The 14961-nt window shown below is 40.2% G+C and carries 19 protein-coding genes and 3 pseudogenes; 16 read left to right on the top strand and 6 right to left on the bottom strand.

What is annotated here, in order from left to right; genetic code table 11:
- The first annotated feature begins 11 nt into the window (after window positions 1-11).
- Together DXA97_RS15335 and DXA97_RS15345 are read left to right on the top strand one after the other, a co-directional pair.
- On the top strand, window positions 12-842 hold the full coding sequence (locus DXA97_RS15335; protein ID WP_118720971.1) for a DNA adenine methylase: 831 nt from the start codon (window positions 12-14) through the stop codon (window positions 840-842).
- A gap of 98 nt (window positions 843-940) precedes the next feature.
- A pseudogene (locus DXA97_RS15345) lies at window positions 941-1689 on the top strand (DNA adenine methylase).
- On the opposite strand, the gene DXA97_RS15350 reads toward DXA97_RS15345, so the two are convergent.
- Both DXA97_RS15350 and DXA97_RS19930 read right to left on the bottom strand, forming a co-directional pair.
- On the bottom strand, window positions 1673-2689 hold the full coding sequence (locus DXA97_RS15350; protein ID WP_118720974.1) for a hypothetical protein: 1017 nt from the start codon (window positions 2687-2689) through the stop codon (window positions 1673-1675). The pseudogene DXA97_RS15345 and the gene DXA97_RS15350 overlap by 17 nt on opposite strands.
- Before the next feature lie 44 nt (window positions 2690-2733).
- Complete coding sequence (locus DXA97_RS19930) at window positions 2734-2928, bottom strand: hypothetical protein (RefSeq protein WP_147355582.1); 195 nt, start codon at window positions 2926-2928, stop codon at window positions 2734-2736.
- 59 nt (window positions 2929-2987) lie between these two features.
- On the opposite strand from DXA97_RS19930, the gene DXA97_RS15355 reads away from it, so the two are divergent.
- The 5 genes and pseudogenes from DXA97_RS15355 to DXA97_RS15375 all read left to right on the top strand — a co-directional run bounded on the left by DXA97_RS15355 (window position 2988) and on the right by DXA97_RS15375 (window position 6913).
- Entirely contained in the window at window positions 2988-3830 is an 843-nt protein-coding gene (locus DXA97_RS15355; protein WP_118720975.1) for a hypothetical protein, read from the top strand.
- 16 nt (window positions 3831-3846) lie between these two features.
- A complete protein-coding gene (locus DXA97_RS15360; protein ID WP_118720976.1) occupies window positions 3847-5529 on the top strand; it encodes a hypothetical protein in 1683 nt (560 codons plus the stop codon).
- Between the two features lie 29 nt (window positions 5530-5558).
- A pseudogene (locus DXA97_RS22360) lies at window positions 5559-5630 on the top strand (SEC-C metal-binding domain-containing protein); the annotation flags it as partial.
- A 704-nt stretch (window positions 5631-6334) separates the two neighbouring features.
- Window positions 6335-6595 (top strand): DUF6809 family protein, encoded by a 261-nt coding sequence (locus DXA97_RS15370; RefSeq protein ID WP_118720977.1) that lies wholly within the window; start codon window positions 6335-6337, stop codon window positions 6593-6595.
- A gap of 63 nt (window positions 6596-6658) precedes the next feature.
- Window positions 6659-6913 (top strand): hypothetical protein, encoded by a 255-nt coding sequence (locus DXA97_RS15375; protein ID WP_118720978.1) that lies wholly within the window; start codon window positions 6659-6661, stop codon window positions 6911-6913.
- A 54-nt stretch (window positions 6914-6967) separates the two neighbouring features.
- On the opposite strand, the gene DXA97_RS15380 is transcribed toward DXA97_RS15375, so the two are convergent.
- The 4 genes from DXA97_RS15380 to DXA97_RS15395 form a co-directional block, all read right to left on the bottom strand.
- Entirely contained in the window at window positions 6968-7225 is a 258-nt protein-coding gene (locus tag DXA97_RS15380; protein WP_118720979.1) for a hypothetical protein, read from the bottom strand.
- A 35-nt stretch (window positions 7226-7260) separates the two neighbouring features.
- Window positions 7261-7605, bottom strand: coding sequence for a hypothetical protein (locus DXA97_RS15385; protein WP_118720980.1), 345 nt, complete (start codon window positions 7603-7605; stop codon window positions 7261-7263).
- A gap of 58 nt (window positions 7606-7663) precedes the next feature.
- Window positions 7664-8017 carry an ImmA/IrrE family metallo-endopeptidase gene (locus DXA97_RS15390; protein WP_015541008.1) on the bottom strand — a complete coding sequence of 118 codons (354 nt, stop codon included), beginning with the start codon at window positions 8015-8017 and terminating at the stop codon, window positions 7664-7666.
- Window positions 8018-8286: 269 nt separating this feature from the next.
- A complete protein-coding gene (locus tag DXA97_RS15395; protein WP_118720981.1) occupies window positions 8287-8619 on the bottom strand; it encodes a helix-turn-helix transcriptional regulator in 333 nt (110 codons plus the stop codon).
- A 495-nt stretch (window positions 8620-9114) separates the two neighbouring features.
- Here DXA97_RS15395 and DXA97_RS15400 point away from each other — a divergent pair, with 495 nt between their 5' ends.
- The 9 genes and pseudogenes from DXA97_RS15400 (at window position 9115) to DXA97_RS20310 (ending at window position 14883) form a co-directional block, all read left to right on the top strand.
- Complete coding sequence (locus DXA97_RS15400; protein WP_147355583.1) at window positions 9115-9360, top strand: helix-turn-helix transcriptional regulator; 246 nt, start codon at window positions 9115-9117, stop codon at window positions 9358-9360.
- A gap of 135 nt (window positions 9361-9495) precedes the next feature.
- Entirely contained in the window at window positions 9496-10053 is a 558-nt protein-coding gene (locus DXA97_RS15405) for a class I SAM-dependent methyltransferase (RefSeq protein WP_147355584.1), read from the top strand.
- A gap of 11 nt (window positions 10054-10064) precedes the next feature.
- Window positions 10065-10436 carry an rRNA biogenesis protein rrp5 gene (locus DXA97_RS15410; protein WP_118720984.1) on the top strand — a complete coding sequence of 124 codons (372 nt, stop codon included), beginning with the start codon at window positions 10065-10067 and terminating at the stop codon, window positions 10434-10436.
- Between the two features lie 3 nt (window positions 10437-10439).
- The gene (locus tag DXA97_RS15415) at window positions 10440-10805 is read left to right on the top strand and encodes a type II toxin-antitoxin system PemK/MazF family toxin (RefSeq protein ID WP_118720985.1); all 366 of its coding nucleotides are present in this window, start codon (window positions 10440-10442) and stop codon (window positions 10803-10805) included.
- Window positions 10805-11941, top strand: coding sequence for a DUF2800 domain-containing protein (locus DXA97_RS15420; RefSeq protein WP_118720986.1), 1137 nt, complete (start codon window positions 10805-10807; stop codon window positions 11939-11941). The genes DXA97_RS15415 and DXA97_RS15420 overlap by 1 nt, the downstream gene beginning before the upstream one ends.
- Window positions 11942-11945: 4 nt before the next feature.
- Window positions 11946-12491, top strand: a complete 546-nt coding sequence (locus DXA97_RS15425; RefSeq protein ID WP_207666848.1) for a DUF2815 family protein — start codon at window positions 11946-11948, stop codon at window positions 12489-12491.
- 90 nt (window positions 12492-12581) lie between these two features.
- A pseudogene (locus DXA97_RS15430) lies at window positions 12582-14516 on the top strand (DNA polymerase).
- 12 nt (window positions 14517-14528) lie between these two features.
- Window positions 14529-14720 carry a hypothetical protein gene (locus DXA97_RS15435; RefSeq protein WP_118720987.1) on the top strand — a complete coding sequence of 64 codons (192 nt, stop codon included), beginning with the start codon at window positions 14529-14531 and terminating at the stop codon, window positions 14718-14720.
- Window positions 14721-14724: 4 nt separating this feature from the next.
- Window positions 14725-14883: a hypothetical protein gene (locus DXA97_RS20310; RefSeq protein ID WP_182436926.1), complete on the top strand. Its 159-nt coding sequence runs from the start codon at window positions 14725-14727 to the stop codon at window positions 14881-14883.
- Window positions 14884-14961: the final 78 nt, after the last annotated feature.

A 14961-nucleotide genomic window follows, 5' to 3' on the forward strand; every position in this document is an offset into this window, starting at 1 on the left:
GGAGACCAGCTATGAAAAGAGCAGCATTACCATTTAGATATCCAGGTGGAAAATATTACGCAATGGATATTTTACAACCTTATTGGGAGGCAGTAGACTGTACAGAGTATAGAGAACCATTTGCAGGCGGAGCAACCGTTTTTTTTCATAAACCAAAAGCTGAATTAAATTGGTTGAATGATTTAGACTCAGAATTGATGGAATGTTATAGAACTATGCAGGATCCTTTTTTAAGAGAAAAAATGGCAGAAGAATTTAAATCAGAGATTGCTTCAAAAGAGAGATGGAAAGAAATATATGAAAGTGTTCCAGAGAACAATTATGAGATAGCAAAAAAATATTATTACTTGAATAGAACATCGTTCAGTGGAAAGTTAGTCTCTGCTGCATGGGGATATCGTCCGAAAAGAAGTTTGCCTCCTGAAAGGTGGTTTGAAAGAATCATACCATGTGGAGAGGCTTTAGAAGGAGTTAGACTTACCAATTTGGATTTTTCTGACGTTATTAGAGCACCGGGAGACAATGTTCTTTTATATGTTGATCCCCCATATTATTTGCCACCTAAGCATAAGCATTATAGGTGCGGATTTGATATTGAAGATCATATTAGATTGGCTGAAGAACTTAAAAGAACAAATCATAAATTCTTTCTTACATATGATGACTGTCCTGAAATACGGGAGTTGTATAATTGGGCGAATATTTATGATGTTAATTTTACATATAGAGTGGATAATTCAGCAGTTAGAAATGGCGCAAGACAGGTTGGATTTGAGTTGATAATCACCAATTTTATGATTCCACAGCAAATGTCTTTTTTGGAAGGAGAAAGTAGATTATGATTTCACAATATACTGTAGAACCATATAAAAAAGCGACAGATGCGATCAAATCTCCGTTGAGATATCCAGGAGGAAAATTTTATGCATTGAAACATATAATGCCTTACATTGTGTGTGTTCCTCATGATGAGTATCGAGAACCGTTTATGGGTGGCGGTTCAGTCTTTTTTGCAAAAAGAAGGTTAAGTATAATATCATCAATGATTTGGAAACAGAAATAATAGATTTATATCGGTGGATCCAGGATGCTGAGAGATGTGAACAGTTAATTGAAATGTTAAGTCGTGAAGAGGCAACCAGGGAAAGACATGCGATAATAAAGGAATTAGTTGTAGAGACAGAGATTGAAAAGGTATTCAAGACATACTATTTGAATAGAACATCTTACAGTGGAATTATTAATCGACCTGCATGGGGGTATGCAGAAGGAAAAAGTTCACCTCCTAAAAACTGGGGGAATTTTTTGAGAACTGCTTCAAAAAAATTAGTAGATGTAGAAATGTTTTCGCTAGATTTTACAGAGATACTGAATATGCCGCCAAAAGGTCGAGATGTACTTATATATTTAGATCCGCCATACTATCACGCTGACCAAAAAAGGGCATACACAAAACCATTTGATATTGAAGATCATATTAGAGTAGCGCATGCCCTTAGAAATACAAAATATAATTTTTGTTTATCCTATGATGATTGCCCAGAAATAAGAGAACTGTATTCTTGGGCAAATATTAACGACGTGAGTTGGCTTTATAATACTGATAATAAGCCAGGTCAAAGTCGAAAAGCCTGCAAGGAGGTTATTATAACTAATTACGAGACGAAACATATTAATTCCATTTTGTGAGCCATTCAGGATTTATTTTGTATTGTAATAAATCCTTAAACATAATATATTGATGTGAAGCGATTCGTGTAGTATATGTTGGGTGGGTACTTAGTGCTGCCACCGGCACACAATAATATGACCATTTATAATTTGGAGTTCCAAAATATTCAAGATTATATTTGTTGGTATAAGGTGGATCCATTGCCATTATTACATATTCAAAGTCAGATATTTTGTATAACCTACTTTGTGTTGGATGGTCATTTACACGTCCTCTTGATAATTGTGTTTCACAGTCAATACGTGAGTTCTGACCATCGAAACGACAGCCAGAGAAGGTAAGGCCTTTTACTTGAAAACGAATATAGTTATTTTCTTTGCTCTGCAATACTAAATCACTCTTTTCCGGACGATCTAAACCAGTGATGGTTGGAGGAAAAACAGTTATCGAGTTTTGGAAAAAGAGATTGCTTAAAGAGCGTTCACGAATGAAGCCACGCATATTCATATCCCAAATTCGAAAGTTCTCAATTCTAAAGATGGCTTCAAGTATATATTCGCTACGAACGTCCATTGCAGAAGCAGATAATGGTAAAATCTCATTTGAATCTAGAGTTGTTATCGATCTAGGAAAGACAAGAGATTTGGAAATACCAAGTTTATTAAAGTCATTGATATATTGTCCATTTTCAATGTTTATATACATTGGACTTTGAATGTACTCGTCATGATCTGGAACTCTTGGAAGTTCGTTTTTAGGGATGATGTCAACCTGGAAAGGCTCGTATGAAACCAATCCAACTAGATAATCTGCGAAATCTGATACTTTATGATAGTAATCGAAAGATTCCAATTCGGATTTGGCGCCATGAGTCTTATGCGTTTTATAAGAAACGGTGTTTTCGGAACATCCATTTACATAAGGCGTCTTTAATTGAAGAGTGATATTATTAACGATTAGATCAGTATCACCGTCTCCACCGATGTCTGTGCATGAAATAGAATTATTGATAAGCATTTTTTCAAATATTATCTCAAATGCATGACCTTTAACTGTGCGTTTTACTTCAGACTATTAGCAATAATTTCGTCTAAAGAAAGTCTGTCAATAGCTAATGCAGTGCACAGTGATTCAAGTTTCTGATTGGGGCTAAGTTCTTTTGCCGTTGAACAGTTATAGTAGTTGCATGCAGCAGAGGCAATTTCGGCAATACGACCGGTAGTTATGTGTGATGAAAAATAATCTTGTATATTCAATGTGAATTCTCCTTTTATTGTTGATATGTACATTATATCAAAAAAGAGGAAAATAACAATTGGACAGTGCAAACTACATAAAAAGAGGAAGTGATTTTTTGAAAGATAAAATGATTCTTACATATACAACCGCATGTCAGTATTTGCTTGATATGCTTCCAGAAGAAATATCGGAAGCTGAATTGCAAAAATACTTTATAGGAGATAGGCGTGATTATGCTTCAGTGCAAGATATTTATGAACAGTTTATCCATTCAGCACAAAACTATCAGAGCATGCCAAATATTATAAAATACGATTTACGTCGGCAACAGATTAAAGAAATCTTGTACGATTTTGATGTTAGTCGAGTTAAACAAATGGATGCTGATGCACTATATTACATATTTAGAGAAAAGTTTGGAGTAACGAGTAAAGATAGTAAGAGAAATAGTTGGTGGAAGTGGAGTAAGTCGTGTGTTGAGGCCGCCGATTTCATGAGTAATTTTACAGATACGGATGATTTTAGAAAGTTTGTATACCAATTTGATTACAATAAGCCGACTAGAATGGCCTTACCACTTTTAATCTCGACAAAGATTTCTGGCATAGGATTTGCTTTAGCATGCGACTGTTTGAAGGAGCTGGGCTTCTTAAATTATCCTAAACCGGATGTACATCTTATAGAGGTTTTTAGTCAGACCGGATTATCAAAGGCCGATCCGATTTCGGTATTTGAGTCAATAGTAGAGATGGCAGAAGTATGTAAGAAAGTTGATCCAGAGGTGACACCATATAAAATAGACAAAATAATGTGGCTTATATGCTCAGGCAGATTCTATTTGGATGATATATCGGTTGGAAGGCATAAAGATGACTTTATAAAATATATAACTAATTGTCATAAAGATGTAGAGGTTTGAGAAAGGTAGTGATTATTTGCATGATTTTGGATTGGGTGGATCGGAAGAATTAAGAAAAGCAATTCAGCAGCTAAACAACTTATCAAAAAAGTTAGCACCTCAGATACAGCTATGGAAGGATAAAAGTATTCAGATTTCGCGTATGTGGAAGGATGCTATAAACCCAGACATAGTAAAGAGCTTAAATATTGCAAAATTTCAAGGAAGTAATATTGCAAATCTGGCAAAGCAACTTGATGGCATTTTTCCAACATTCCAACTGTCGGATGAAATGTGGGAGTTTATAAAGGAAGCGAAAGAAAGTGAGCAGCTTTCTGAGGATGAGTTTGAGTCCAAATATGGAGAAGAAATCGAGATATGTAAAACACTAGGTGCTAATGGGTGGATTGTATCTGGGCACTCTAATCCGCGTGAAATATCCCAGTGGTACAATGCAATAATTGCAGATAACAGCGATGCGATAGTTGAATTCTTCGAAGAAGATAATGGTAGAGTCCTTGAGACTATAATCAGCGATTTAGATAAAAAGTATATTCTTCCGGCGAATAGGAATTATTTTGAAAGAGGAATAAAAGCCTTTCGAGAAAATGATTATATGACTGCAGCGATGTATTTAGTTGCATTGCTAGATGTTAGAGTAAATAAGTTAGCTGAATTTCCCAAAGTGATAAGATACTATAGTCAGAAATTTTCAGATAACGGATTTGCACATATTAAAAAAGAACAATTTGAAGCATCGAATTCTTTTTTTATGAAACGATATTATTTTTTGGATGTTTATCCATCAATGATAGAATATTTGAGTAGGTTATTTGTAGATGGAGAGTATACCTTTGAAAGCGGTAATGAGCCTCCATATGTCAATCGCAACTGGATACTACATGGTAGGACAAGCAGAAATGTTGAAAGATATGAATGCATTCAGATATTAAATGCGTTAGATATGATAGAAGGAATTCTGGGAAAGGATAAAACAGACAAGAAAGAGGGGAAACATCCTATGACAGAAAAAGATAAAGAAAAAATTATCAGCGAAGCAGCAAAGCTGATCGCAAACCTTCCAAATAAGAGTAATACTACAACAGGTCGCGCTGTAGGAAAAGTCTGTCCAGATATGGTAGAAAAGATTGAATTTTCGGAGTTTTTTGATATTCATAATGCGATAGTGGAAACCTTGGAACAGCAGGATATTATCCTGGATTTCAGCTCACATGATGATAAGGTGGAAGGCCTACCTTGGAATCTGGATTTTTATGTATATCACAAGGCACTCCAAAAGGCTCAGATTATTTCAGATATGCTTAGATATTTTAAGAATCCACTTGAGGAAACTGCAGTGGAGCAGCATCTTACAATATCGGCCACAGGTCGCGTTTGGTTTTCTGATTATGTTTTATGCGATGGTGGACGTGTGATAAGAAATAAAAAACAGCTTACTATTGGAAATCAGAAAGCCGCAGCAATTCTTTGCTATATCAATGACTATGTTCAATCAAAACCGGAACCAATATTAGCAACAGATGTTGGTAATTGGGATATGAATGTTACAAAGGCCAATGGAAGCAAGGAATCGTTATTTGGAGCACTAATTGGAGGGGTGGAAATCGATGGAGTCGATTTAGATACATTTATCCGAGAGCGTATTCCTATCGAGGATCTGGAAGTCTTCGGCGGTCATATTGAAGATGAAGAAGAATAGTAGCTTGTAGAAATGGAGGTATTGCAATGGGGAAGATTGGCAGAAATGATCCATGTCCATGTGGAAGTGGCAAGAAATATAAACAATGTTGCTTATTAAAAGAAAATATAAGCCCTGTTCAGAAAATTAGAGATGAAGTTAAAGCTGCAGGGTATAGTGAGGAATTATCTAATGTGCTTGTTAATCTTTATAATTACATGCATAGAAAAAATTGGTGGGGGGCATGCCATGCGTCTTGTTCCGCATTATATGTTGCACTGAAGGAACTGGGAATGGAGCCAACATTATGTATTGGTGAAGTATACGGACAAGGTTTATACTTTGACCATTCTTGGATTACTATTGATGATAAAATTGTAGATGTCGCAATCAGTATGACGTTGATGGGCGGAGCTCCTGCATCTGGAATAATCATTTTTGATAAGGATATCACTACTGGACATGAACCTGTTCTGAATTATGGAGTTCCGGGACGTGGATTAGAAGGCGATTCGTTAGTAGTTCAAAATACGGACTTCACAATGTTCATGGATGTATTTCCAGATGAAAAAAATGGACTCTGGGGAGTTGTGGAGGAACTATTAGGTAAAAAGATAGATCTTCCAGCTTTGAGAGAAAAGTATGCCGGTACAAAACGAACACTGATTAGAAAAGACAGTGAGGCATTCTAATGCAGCTTTTATATTTTGAAATTGACAACAGAACAAATGTTCTGTATAATAACTCTAGGTTCGCTACCTAGGGTTTTTATATTTTGTTAAACAGGCCGATCAATATTAATCCCGGTATTGGAGGTGTGATTGACATGGAACTGGAGGAATGCATCAAGGATAACTTTGATGAGTCACTTCGTGTGTATATTCAGTCTCAAGAATATACCCGACTAAAGCAGCAGGAGGATAGGCTGTTATCATATTTGCAAGCAGGATTAAGTGATATACAGAAGCAGCAGCTTACAGCATACTTGGACGCAGCTACGGAAGTAAATAGCGCATTAGCGTCTGAGGCATACGTGCATGGTGTTGTTGATGGTATTGCTTTACGAGAAAAGGTAACAGCAAAATAGGTTGTAAGGATGACTAGCTTTGATTTCCCTTTGAGCTGGCCTTTTCTTTGGTAGGAGGCATTTATGGCAGCAGGATATAAAGTCGGCGATAAGGCCTATATTATAGAAAGTAATAGAATAGTCAGGGAATGCACAGTGGTGCGCCCGGCTGGAAATTTGATTATTATAAGATTTGAAAATGGCGGTGGGATCCAGGTAAACAAGAACAGGTTGTTTGCCACAAAAGAAGCTGCAGAAGATAGCATACCAAAGGCTAAGCCAAAGCCGGTGGTAGCACAGCAGCGAGGGTATCGCTCACCTTATGATTATTGGCATTAAAATAAGCTAGTGAATTCCGATTTGGTTTTCACTAGCTTTCTGCTTTTTTGTATTCTATTTTTCATAGGCTTCTTCTCTAGAATAGCCTCGTTCAATACCAGCATCATATGATGCCTCGGCAAGACAGGCATATTCATCTGATAAATGATTGAGGAGACTGGTAAAGTATGCCTTCATGTGGCCCGGCAACTGCTCTCGAAAGAGCTCAATTTCCTCATTGTTTCGCGTGTGCATAGCCTGGTATTGGCCTGACTGGGTGAAGGACTGCATGTCCTCGTCGTAGTGATCCATAGAGTCATTATATTTAAGCATGGTTATACCTCCGTTGCAAAATCTTAAGTTTACAGTTACATAGCTAATATAAGATTTGCATCATCGGTGTTGCCTCTATGGAAGCGGGGTACCAGGTAAATCTTGCGTGTTAATCCTGAGTGTTCCAGGAACGCATTCACGATATGCTTTAAATCCTGCGTATCGCACAAATTGAGATCATAGTGAATTGCAGCGGTAACAACATAGTCTCTCGGATCAATACCAAGAACTGTTTCAAATGCATTAAGAAGTGCACGCAGGAACTTCTCATAGATGTCGTCTACGATTTCACTTATCATTTTTGCTATTCCACCAGTACCGGCAAATAACTCGATTGTTTTAGTTGTATCTGATTCACAGTTGCGCTTAATGATTTGCATATCGTATCTCCTCCTTTCTCGTAAGTTTTCTATGAAAATTATAACATCATATTCATTTTTATGCTGCACCAAACAGTGACATCAATTGTGTTTCATGTTCAGTGTAGTAAGGGCTGCAGCTTAACCACTTGACGTAGCGTTCAAGGCAGTAGCCGGACATCTCCCATGAGACATGGAAAGTGCGGCATAAGTCATCCTGGTTTGCGCATGCATAGTAGTCAATCATCGGCGGTGGCGCAAGGCTGTATGCCGCATAAAAGTTGGCTTCTGATTCCTTGTAATTGTCAGGCTTATCAATGTCCTCATCCAGGTGGCCAAGCCTTATATGTCCGATTTCGTGCATGATTGTAAAATGCACGCGACTGTCGTCAATATCGCTGGAATCATTGTAATAAATATTGTAGGTGTACATACCAGTTTCCTGGTTGTGATCTAGCTCGGAACAACCGTCCTTGCTAATACAGTGACACTCGATTCTTTTTTCCACTGGAAGAGAAGAATATGGTACCACATTGTAATGTAATGTCTCGGCAATATCGAATGCGTTGAGTGGGAATGTATGTACATCACATTATTCAAACATATCGATAATGTCAGCCTTAATTTCCTCATAGCGCTCGTTGGCTAGGCGGACGCCTCTGTGCTGTCGCAAGATAATCAATACTTTTGTTCTATCCTTTCCTAGTTCTCGTCGGACTCAAGTAAAGCATTGATAAGTTCACGTCTCTGTTTTGGAGACATCTGAGATGCGTTTCTAGCAATCAGTCTGTGAATCTGATAGTATTCGGATTCAAAGTCACCGGTGCCGGAACCTTCCCCGTTTAATAGGAAATCAGTGGTTGTGTGAAGGGCAGTGGCAATATTAGCCAGAGTAGTTCCCTTTGGAACACGATCGCCTTTGATATAACGAGACATAGACACTTCAGTGATGCCAGCCTTATCTGCGAGCTCTCTTTGAGTCATGTTATATTGTGTCAATAATTCAGCGATTCGACCTCCTAAGTTTTGTGCCATTTGGTTTTCCTCATTTCTAATTAAGATTTGCATATGCTCTGCGTTGCTTTAAGGCGCTGCGTCTGGGCATTGTGCAGTGTTTGTTTTTTTCATCATTTTTTGTGGGCTTAAAAAATTATTATTCACTCCGCACTCTTCTTATACAATATTGTGCCCTAACTTACCATTTTTATAAACACTGGTTTGTTGCTCGCATGACTGTCCATGTCGTCTCGCACTACAGAATTCCAGCAAATTCAGTATTTCTTTGCTTTTTTTCGTAGTATATTATTTTTAAATTCATTTTTATATGAATCACTGAATTTACTAAAAGTATAACGCGACTTACCGAAAATGTCAATAGAAAATAAATTTTTGGAAAGTTTTTTGTGGCTGAAAGCCTTGATTTTACTAGACTTATTAGATTTCAAGGTAAAACAAATGGTAAAATAAGTGTTGACAACTTACCATTTGTTATATAGAATAGGCTCATAACTTAAACAAACGGGAGGTGAGATGATGAATGTTCGATTACTTAAAGCCAAGCGCGTCGAACGCAATGTCAAACAAAAAGACCTGGCTGCTGTACTCGGTATTACCGAGAAGGCCATGTGTCAAAAAGAATGTAGCGAAGTGAATAAGTTCAAAGCTGAGGAGATGGTTGAAATCGTCAAGGCACTTAACTTATCATTTCCAGAATTCGATGCAATTTTTTTTGATCACGAGCTTACCAAATGTTTAAGACGAAACATTAAAACTTAAACAAAATGGTAACACAACGGTAAAGAATAAGGAATACAATCAACCGGTGCCCTGGAAAGCTAATGGATGATGAACATTCCAAATCTGGTTAGAGTCAGTATAGCACACTGGCTCTGGAAAGGAAAGAAGATTTTTATGGATAAGATTTTTATTTGCTCTCCATATAGAGGAGACGAGAAAAAGAACCTTGAGAATGTAAAACGATATTGCAGAGATGCTGCTTACGACGGTATTCCGATTGCACCACATTTATACTTCACACAGTTTCTGGATGAGAAGTATGACCGCTATAAGGGAATGCGCTGGGGCAAAGCACTGCTCGCAGAATGTAAAGAGATGCGTGTTTATGCGGATGAGGTGTCCGAGGGCATGATCGAAGAAATCCAGGAAGCTCGTAAGCGTAAGATTCCTATCAAATTCTTCAACTCTGATATGGAAGAAATCAAGTACGATGCTCTGATCATCAACAATCGTATCGGCATCGGATATAAGCAGATTATTGAAGATACGGTAAATCCCGGCGGTAGCAGACATATCTGTCCATACGCAGGACAGTGTGAAAAGAGCTGCGCGAAGGCCTCGGAAAAGAGTGAGCCAGTTGTGAGCAAGCCAGAAGATAAGCTAGTAACTGTAAACACCAAAGGAAGTGATTGGAGATCAAAACTCCTTGCTCATTTCTATCGTGGACATTAAGGAGGTAGCGTATGACACCAATTGAAGCAATTAACAATGTAGCCAAAGCATACCAGGATTTAGCAGTGGTGCTTATGGCAGTAGCAGATAAAACAATCGGAGTTCCAGTAGCGCAGGCTATGACAGTAGATGCTGATAAACCGGTAGAGGAACCAAAGAAGGAAGCACCAAAGGCAGCTAAAGCCAAGGCCGAGAAGCCTGCAAAGGGGCCGGAGGAAGTTATCACCATCGAGCAGGTGAGAGCAGTGCTTGCAGAAAAGAGTCAGGACGGATTTACAGCGCAGGTGAAGGAACTTCTTGAGAGCTTCGATGCAAATAAATTGTCCGCAGTCAAGCCGGAAGATTATAAGGACCTGATGGCTGCAGCGCAGGATATTAAGTAGGAGGTGCGGCATGGTGATTTTAAGAGAGGCGATATCGTATTCGTCGACAATCCAATCAAAAAGCCACATGGCCATGTAGTCTGTGGTAATCACCCTGCTGTGGTGATTCAGAACCAGGTAGGAAATGACCATTCAGGGAATCTGATTGTAGCGTACCTTACTTCACAGCTTAAGAAGTTGGAACTTCCAACACATATTGTGTTACAGCATTATTCCGGACTTCGTAAGGTATCCGTTCTTCAGGCAGAGCAGCTTGCCACTATTGATAAAGGTGATGTGATTTCAGTGACCGACCATCTGACCGACGCTGATATGGCCAGGGTAGATCAGGCACTTCTTGCATCACTTGGATTGGAGGTGAGTGCCTAATGCCACCAGAGGTACACAGTGTCCTCGGTGCATCGGCAGCGGACAGATGGATGAATTGTACGCCATCTGCCCAGCTCACTGCCGGTATGGAGGACGAGACAACAACCTTTGCTGCAGAGGGAACCGCAGCACATGCTCTTTGTGAATGGAAGGTGCGAAAGGCACTGAAGATGAGAGCAGGCAGGAGACCAACTTCTGATTATTGGACCGATGAGATGGAGGAGTTTACTGATGATTACCGGGATTTCATTATGGACCTGGTAGGACAGGCCAAACTTACCTACAAGGATCCTGTGACACTCATTGAGCAGCATCTCGATTTCCCATGTTATGTTCCGGACGGCTTTGGTACCGATGACTTCCTTTTAGTCGCGGATAAGGAATTGAATGTAGTGGATTTCAAGTATGGAAGGGGCGTGGCAGTCTATGCAGATCACAATCCGCAGATGATGTTATATGCCCTGGGAGCTTTGAATCTCTTTGATTGTTTGTACGATATCGAGCAGGTCACAATGACCATCTTCCAATCAAGACTCTCCAGTATTTCCACTTGGACGATTAGTGCCGAGGAGCTCTATAAATGGGCTGAGGAAGTATTAAAGCCAAAGGCTGAGCTTGCTGCTAAGGGAGAAGGAGAGTTTATTTCTGGATCCTGGTGCAGATTTTGTAAAGCAAGAAATACCTGCAGGGCCAGAGCAGAGAGCTTTTTGGAACTTGCAAAAATGGAGTTCCAGCCGCCCGCACTTTTATCGGATGAAGAAGTTGCTGAGGTAATGGAGAAGGCGGACGAGCTTTCCAAGTGGGCCAGTGATGTTATGGCGTATGCCCAGGCAGAGGCCATTGAGAATGGTAAGCATTGGAATGGATACAAGCTCGTAGAAGGTAGGTCCACCAGACGATTCACTGATGAGAAAAAGGTAGAGGAGGCTGCCAAGGGTGCCGGTTATACGGACATCTATAATAAGTCCCTTATTACCTTGACTGCTTTTGAAAAGCTTATGGGTAAGGATACCTTCAACGAGGTGCTGGGCTCATATGTCACAAAGCCAGCAGGAAAATTAACGCTCGTTCCGGTGAGCGATAAAAGACCGGAAGTAACAGTTAACACAGTAAATGATGAATTCCAGGAGGATTAGTATTATGGCAAAAATTATGAATGGTAACAGAGTAGTAACTAACGAGGTAAGACTTTCTTATGCAAATGTGTTCACACCAAAGTCAATCAATGGTGGTGATGAGAAGTACAGTGTGTCCCTTATTATTCCGAAGTCCGACACAGAGACAATCGCCTTAATCAATAAGGCAATCGACCAGGCAATCACAGACGGTGTTTCAAAGTTTGGTGGTAAGAAGCCGAACAAGGCAGCACTTAAGCTCCCACTTCGTGATGGTATCGAAAAGGATGACGAGGCATACGAAGACGCATACTTCATCAACTGCAATTCAAAGACAGCTCCTCAGATCGTAGATCTTAACCGTCAGCCTATCACAGATGAGACAGAAGTGTATTCTGGTTGCTATGCAAGAGTCAGCATCAACTTTTATGCCTTCAACACAAATGGCAATAAGGGTATCGCATGTGGACTTGGAAATATCCAGAAGACCAGAGATGGTGAGAGCCTTGGTGGTGGCAGAGTTTCTGCTAACGATGACTTTGGCGATGGTGAGGACGATTTCCTCGGTTAATAACAATTAAAGAGTGTCAGATGGAAGCCGGGAGGGTAACACCTCCTGGTGATCCAATCAACCGCTTAGAAAGTAAGAAAGGTGATTAGCATGAAAAGAATGAATATTGATATTGAAACTTATAGTGAAGCAGACTTATCTAAGTCAGGAGTTTACAAGTATGTAGATGCTCCTGGTTTTGAAGTGCTGCTTTTTGGTTATTCCGCAGATGGTGGTCCGGCGAAGGTAATCTCCCTGGCAGAAGGGGAGGAACTACCACAGGAAATAAGGGAAGCGATGCTTGATGATACGGTTCTAAAATTTGCCTTCAATGCACAGTTTGAGCGTGTTTGCTTAGGAAAGTACCTAGGTGTACACCTGGCTCCGGACGCATGGCGCTGTACGATGGTGGCTTCGTTGTATCTAGGGCTTCCAGGCTCTTTGGCTCAGGTAGAAGCAGTGTTAGGAGTGGAAAAGAAGAAGTTAGAAACTGGTAAGGATTTGATTAAATTCTTCTCTGTACCATGTAAGCCGACCAAAACAAATGGTGGTTGCACCAGAAACCTTCCGGAGCATGATAGAGAAAAATGAGAACAGTTTATTACCTATAATGCCAGGGACGTTGAAACAGAAATGGAGATCATGGATAAGTTGGCAAGGTTCCCGGTTCCAGATTTCCTTTGGAAACAATATACACAGGATCAGCGCATCAATGATTTAGGCATTGAGCTTGATATGGCACTGGTAAGGCAGGCCATTAAATGTGATGAGGAGTCCAGGGATCGATATTTAAAAAGAGCCCAGGAGCTTACGGGACTAGAAAATCCAAACTCACCCATTCAGTTAAAAGAGTGGATTTTGTCAAATGGTGTCGAAATGGAGACACTTACAAAAGCAGAGGTGGCTTCAATTATGGAAACAGCAACCGGACCGGTAAAGGAAGTGTTAGAGCTTAGGCTGCTTCTTTCCAAGTCCAGCGTGAAAAAATATCTGGCAATGGAGACCTGCCACTGCAACGATGGAAGGGCACATGGACTGTTGCAGTTTTATGGAGCCAACAGAACTGGCCGCTGGGCAGGCAGACTTGTGCAGGTGCAAAACCTCCCACAGAACCATATTCCTGATTTGGCGGTAGCAAGAAATCTGATAAAGAGTGGTTGCTTTGAAGCAGTAGAGCTTTTGTACGATTCTATTCCAGATACCCTTTCCCAGCTTATTCGTACTGCATTTGTGCCGAGAGAAGGCTGTAAGTTTATGGTAGCTGACTTTAGTGCAATTGAGGCCAGGGTAATTGCATGGCTTGCTGGGGAGAGCTGGCGTCAGGAAGTTTTTAGGAACAACGGTGATATCTATTGCGCATCTGCCAGTCAGATGTTTGGTGTTCCGGTTGAAAAGCATGGTGTCAATGGAGAGCTGCGTCAGAAAGGTAAGATCGCAGAACTGGCACTTGGATATGGTGGTGGCGTTGGAGCGATGATCAGCATGGGTGCTATTGATATGGGGCTTGCTGAGGAAGAATTGCAGCCGATTGTGGATTCCTGGAGACAGAGTAATCCGGCCATCGTAAAGCTGTGGTGGGATGTGCATAGATGTGTCATCAAAGCAGTAAAGGATAAGCAGCCACAGACCTATAAGTGTCTGACCTTTGAATATCAGTCCGGCATGTTGTTTATTGGCCTGCCAAGTGGAAGAAGGCTCGCCTATGCAAAGCCAAGCGTATATCGCAATGATTATGACAGAGACGAGATTGCCTATATGGGTGTAGATGCCACAAAGAAATGGGGAAAGATCAATTCCTACGGACCAAAGTTTGTGGAAAACATTATTCAGGCGATGAGTAGAGATATTTTGGCAGAAGCAATGGAACGCTTGGAAGCAGCAGGTTATGACATTGTTATGCATGTGCATGATGAGGCTGTCATTGAAGCTCCGAGAGATGCAGTTCTTGATGATGCGTGTCGGATTATGTCGAAAACACTCGATTGGACACCAGGACTGATCTTAAACGCAGCGGGATATGAATGTGAATTTTATCAGAAAGATTAAGGAGGAAGCGGTATGACCGTAAATGTAAATAGAACTTTTAGAGAGCTTAGGAGCCTTAAGGGGAAGATTCCTAAAAATACTTATCAGTCCATTAAAGGACAGATTTTGTCAGGAAATGTCGAAGGTGCCAATATTGGCATCTATCGTATCAAACGAGAATTAGCGAAGGAGGCAGCAGGTTATGAGAATAGCAGTAGGAAATAGCAGAATGGATAAGAAGTGGAAGAACAAGGAAATGTCCTGGGAGGACTTTAAGCAGAAGTGTTCCCAGACCATTCGTACCACTGAGACCATTTCAGAATATCGAAAGATGAGTAAGCCGGCACAGGATAATACTGGTCCTATGTCAAGATTTAGTACAAGTTAAAATAAGAAAATTCTCCCCATTTTAACCTGCCAGAAGCTCAGCCTCAGTGTGTATTCTTTCATACACTCGTTCGAATTC

Source organism: Clostridium sp. OF09-36 (assembly GCF_003481985.1).
In the GTDB taxonomy this organism is placed as follows: domain Bacteria; phylum Bacillota; class Clostridia; order Lachnospirales; family Lachnospiraceae; genus Brotaphodocola.

What these genes read in the sequence shown, in the direction of transcription:
- DXA97_RS15335 (WP_118720971.1), top strand. Translation starts at nt 12, where the DNA reads ATGAAAAGAGCAGCATTACCATTTAGATATCCAGGTGGAAAATATTAC.
- DXA97_RS15350 (WP_118720974.1), bottom strand. Translation starts at nt 2,689, where the DNA reads ATGCTTATCAATAATTCTATTTCATGCACAGACATCGGTGGAGACGGT.
- DXA97_RS15370 (WP_118720977.1), top strand. Translation starts at nt 6,335, where the DNA reads ATGGAACTGGAGGAATGCATCAAGGATAACTTTGATGAGTCACTTCGT.
- DXA97_RS15375 (WP_118720978.1), top strand. Translation starts at nt 6,659, where the DNA reads ATGGCAGCAGGATATAAAGTCGGCGATAAGGCCTATATTATAGAAAGT.
- DXA97_RS15380 (WP_118720979.1), bottom strand. Translation starts at nt 7,225, where the DNA reads ATGCTTAAATATAATGACTCTATGGATCACTACGACGAGGACATGCAG.
- DXA97_RS15385 (WP_118720980.1), bottom strand. Translation starts at nt 7,605, where the DNA reads ATGCAAATCATTAAGCGCAACTGTGAATCAGATACAACTAAAACAATC.
- DXA97_RS15390 (WP_015541008.1), bottom strand. Translation starts at nt 8,017, where the DNA reads ATGTACACCTACAATATTTATTACAATGATTCCAGCGATATTGACGAC.
- DXA97_RS15395 (WP_118720981.1), bottom strand. Translation starts at nt 8,619, where the DNA reads ATGGCACAAAACTTAGGAGGTCGAATCGCTGAATTATTGACACAATAT.
- DXA97_RS15400 (WP_147355583.1), top strand. Translation starts at nt 9,115, where the DNA reads ATGATGAATGTTCGATTACTTAAAGCCAAGCGCGTCGAACGCAATGTC.
- DXA97_RS15405 (WP_147355584.1), top strand. Translation starts at nt 9,496, where the DNA reads ATGGATAAGATTTTTATTTGCTCTCCATATAGAGGAGACGAGAAAAAG.
- DXA97_RS15410 (WP_118720984.1), top strand. Translation starts at nt 10,065, where the DNA reads ATGACACCAATTGAAGCAATTAACAATGTAGCCAAAGCATACCAGGAT.
- DXA97_RS15420 (WP_118720986.1), top strand. Translation starts at nt 10,805, where the DNA reads ATGCCACCAGAGGTACACAGTGTCCTCGGTGCATCGGCAGCGGACAGA.
- DXA97_RS15425 (WP_207666848.1), top strand. Translation starts at nt 11,946, where the DNA reads ATGGCAAAAATTATGAATGGTAACAGAGTAGTAACTAACGAGGTAAGA.
- DXA97_RS15435 (WP_118720987.1), top strand. Translation starts at nt 14,529, where the DNA reads ATGACCGTAAATGTAAATAGAACTTTTAGAGAGCTTAGGAGCCTTAAG.
- DXA97_RS20310 (WP_182436926.1), top strand. Translation starts at nt 14,725, where the DNA reads ATGGATAAGAAGTGGAAGAACAAGGAAATGTCCTGGGAGGACTTTAAG.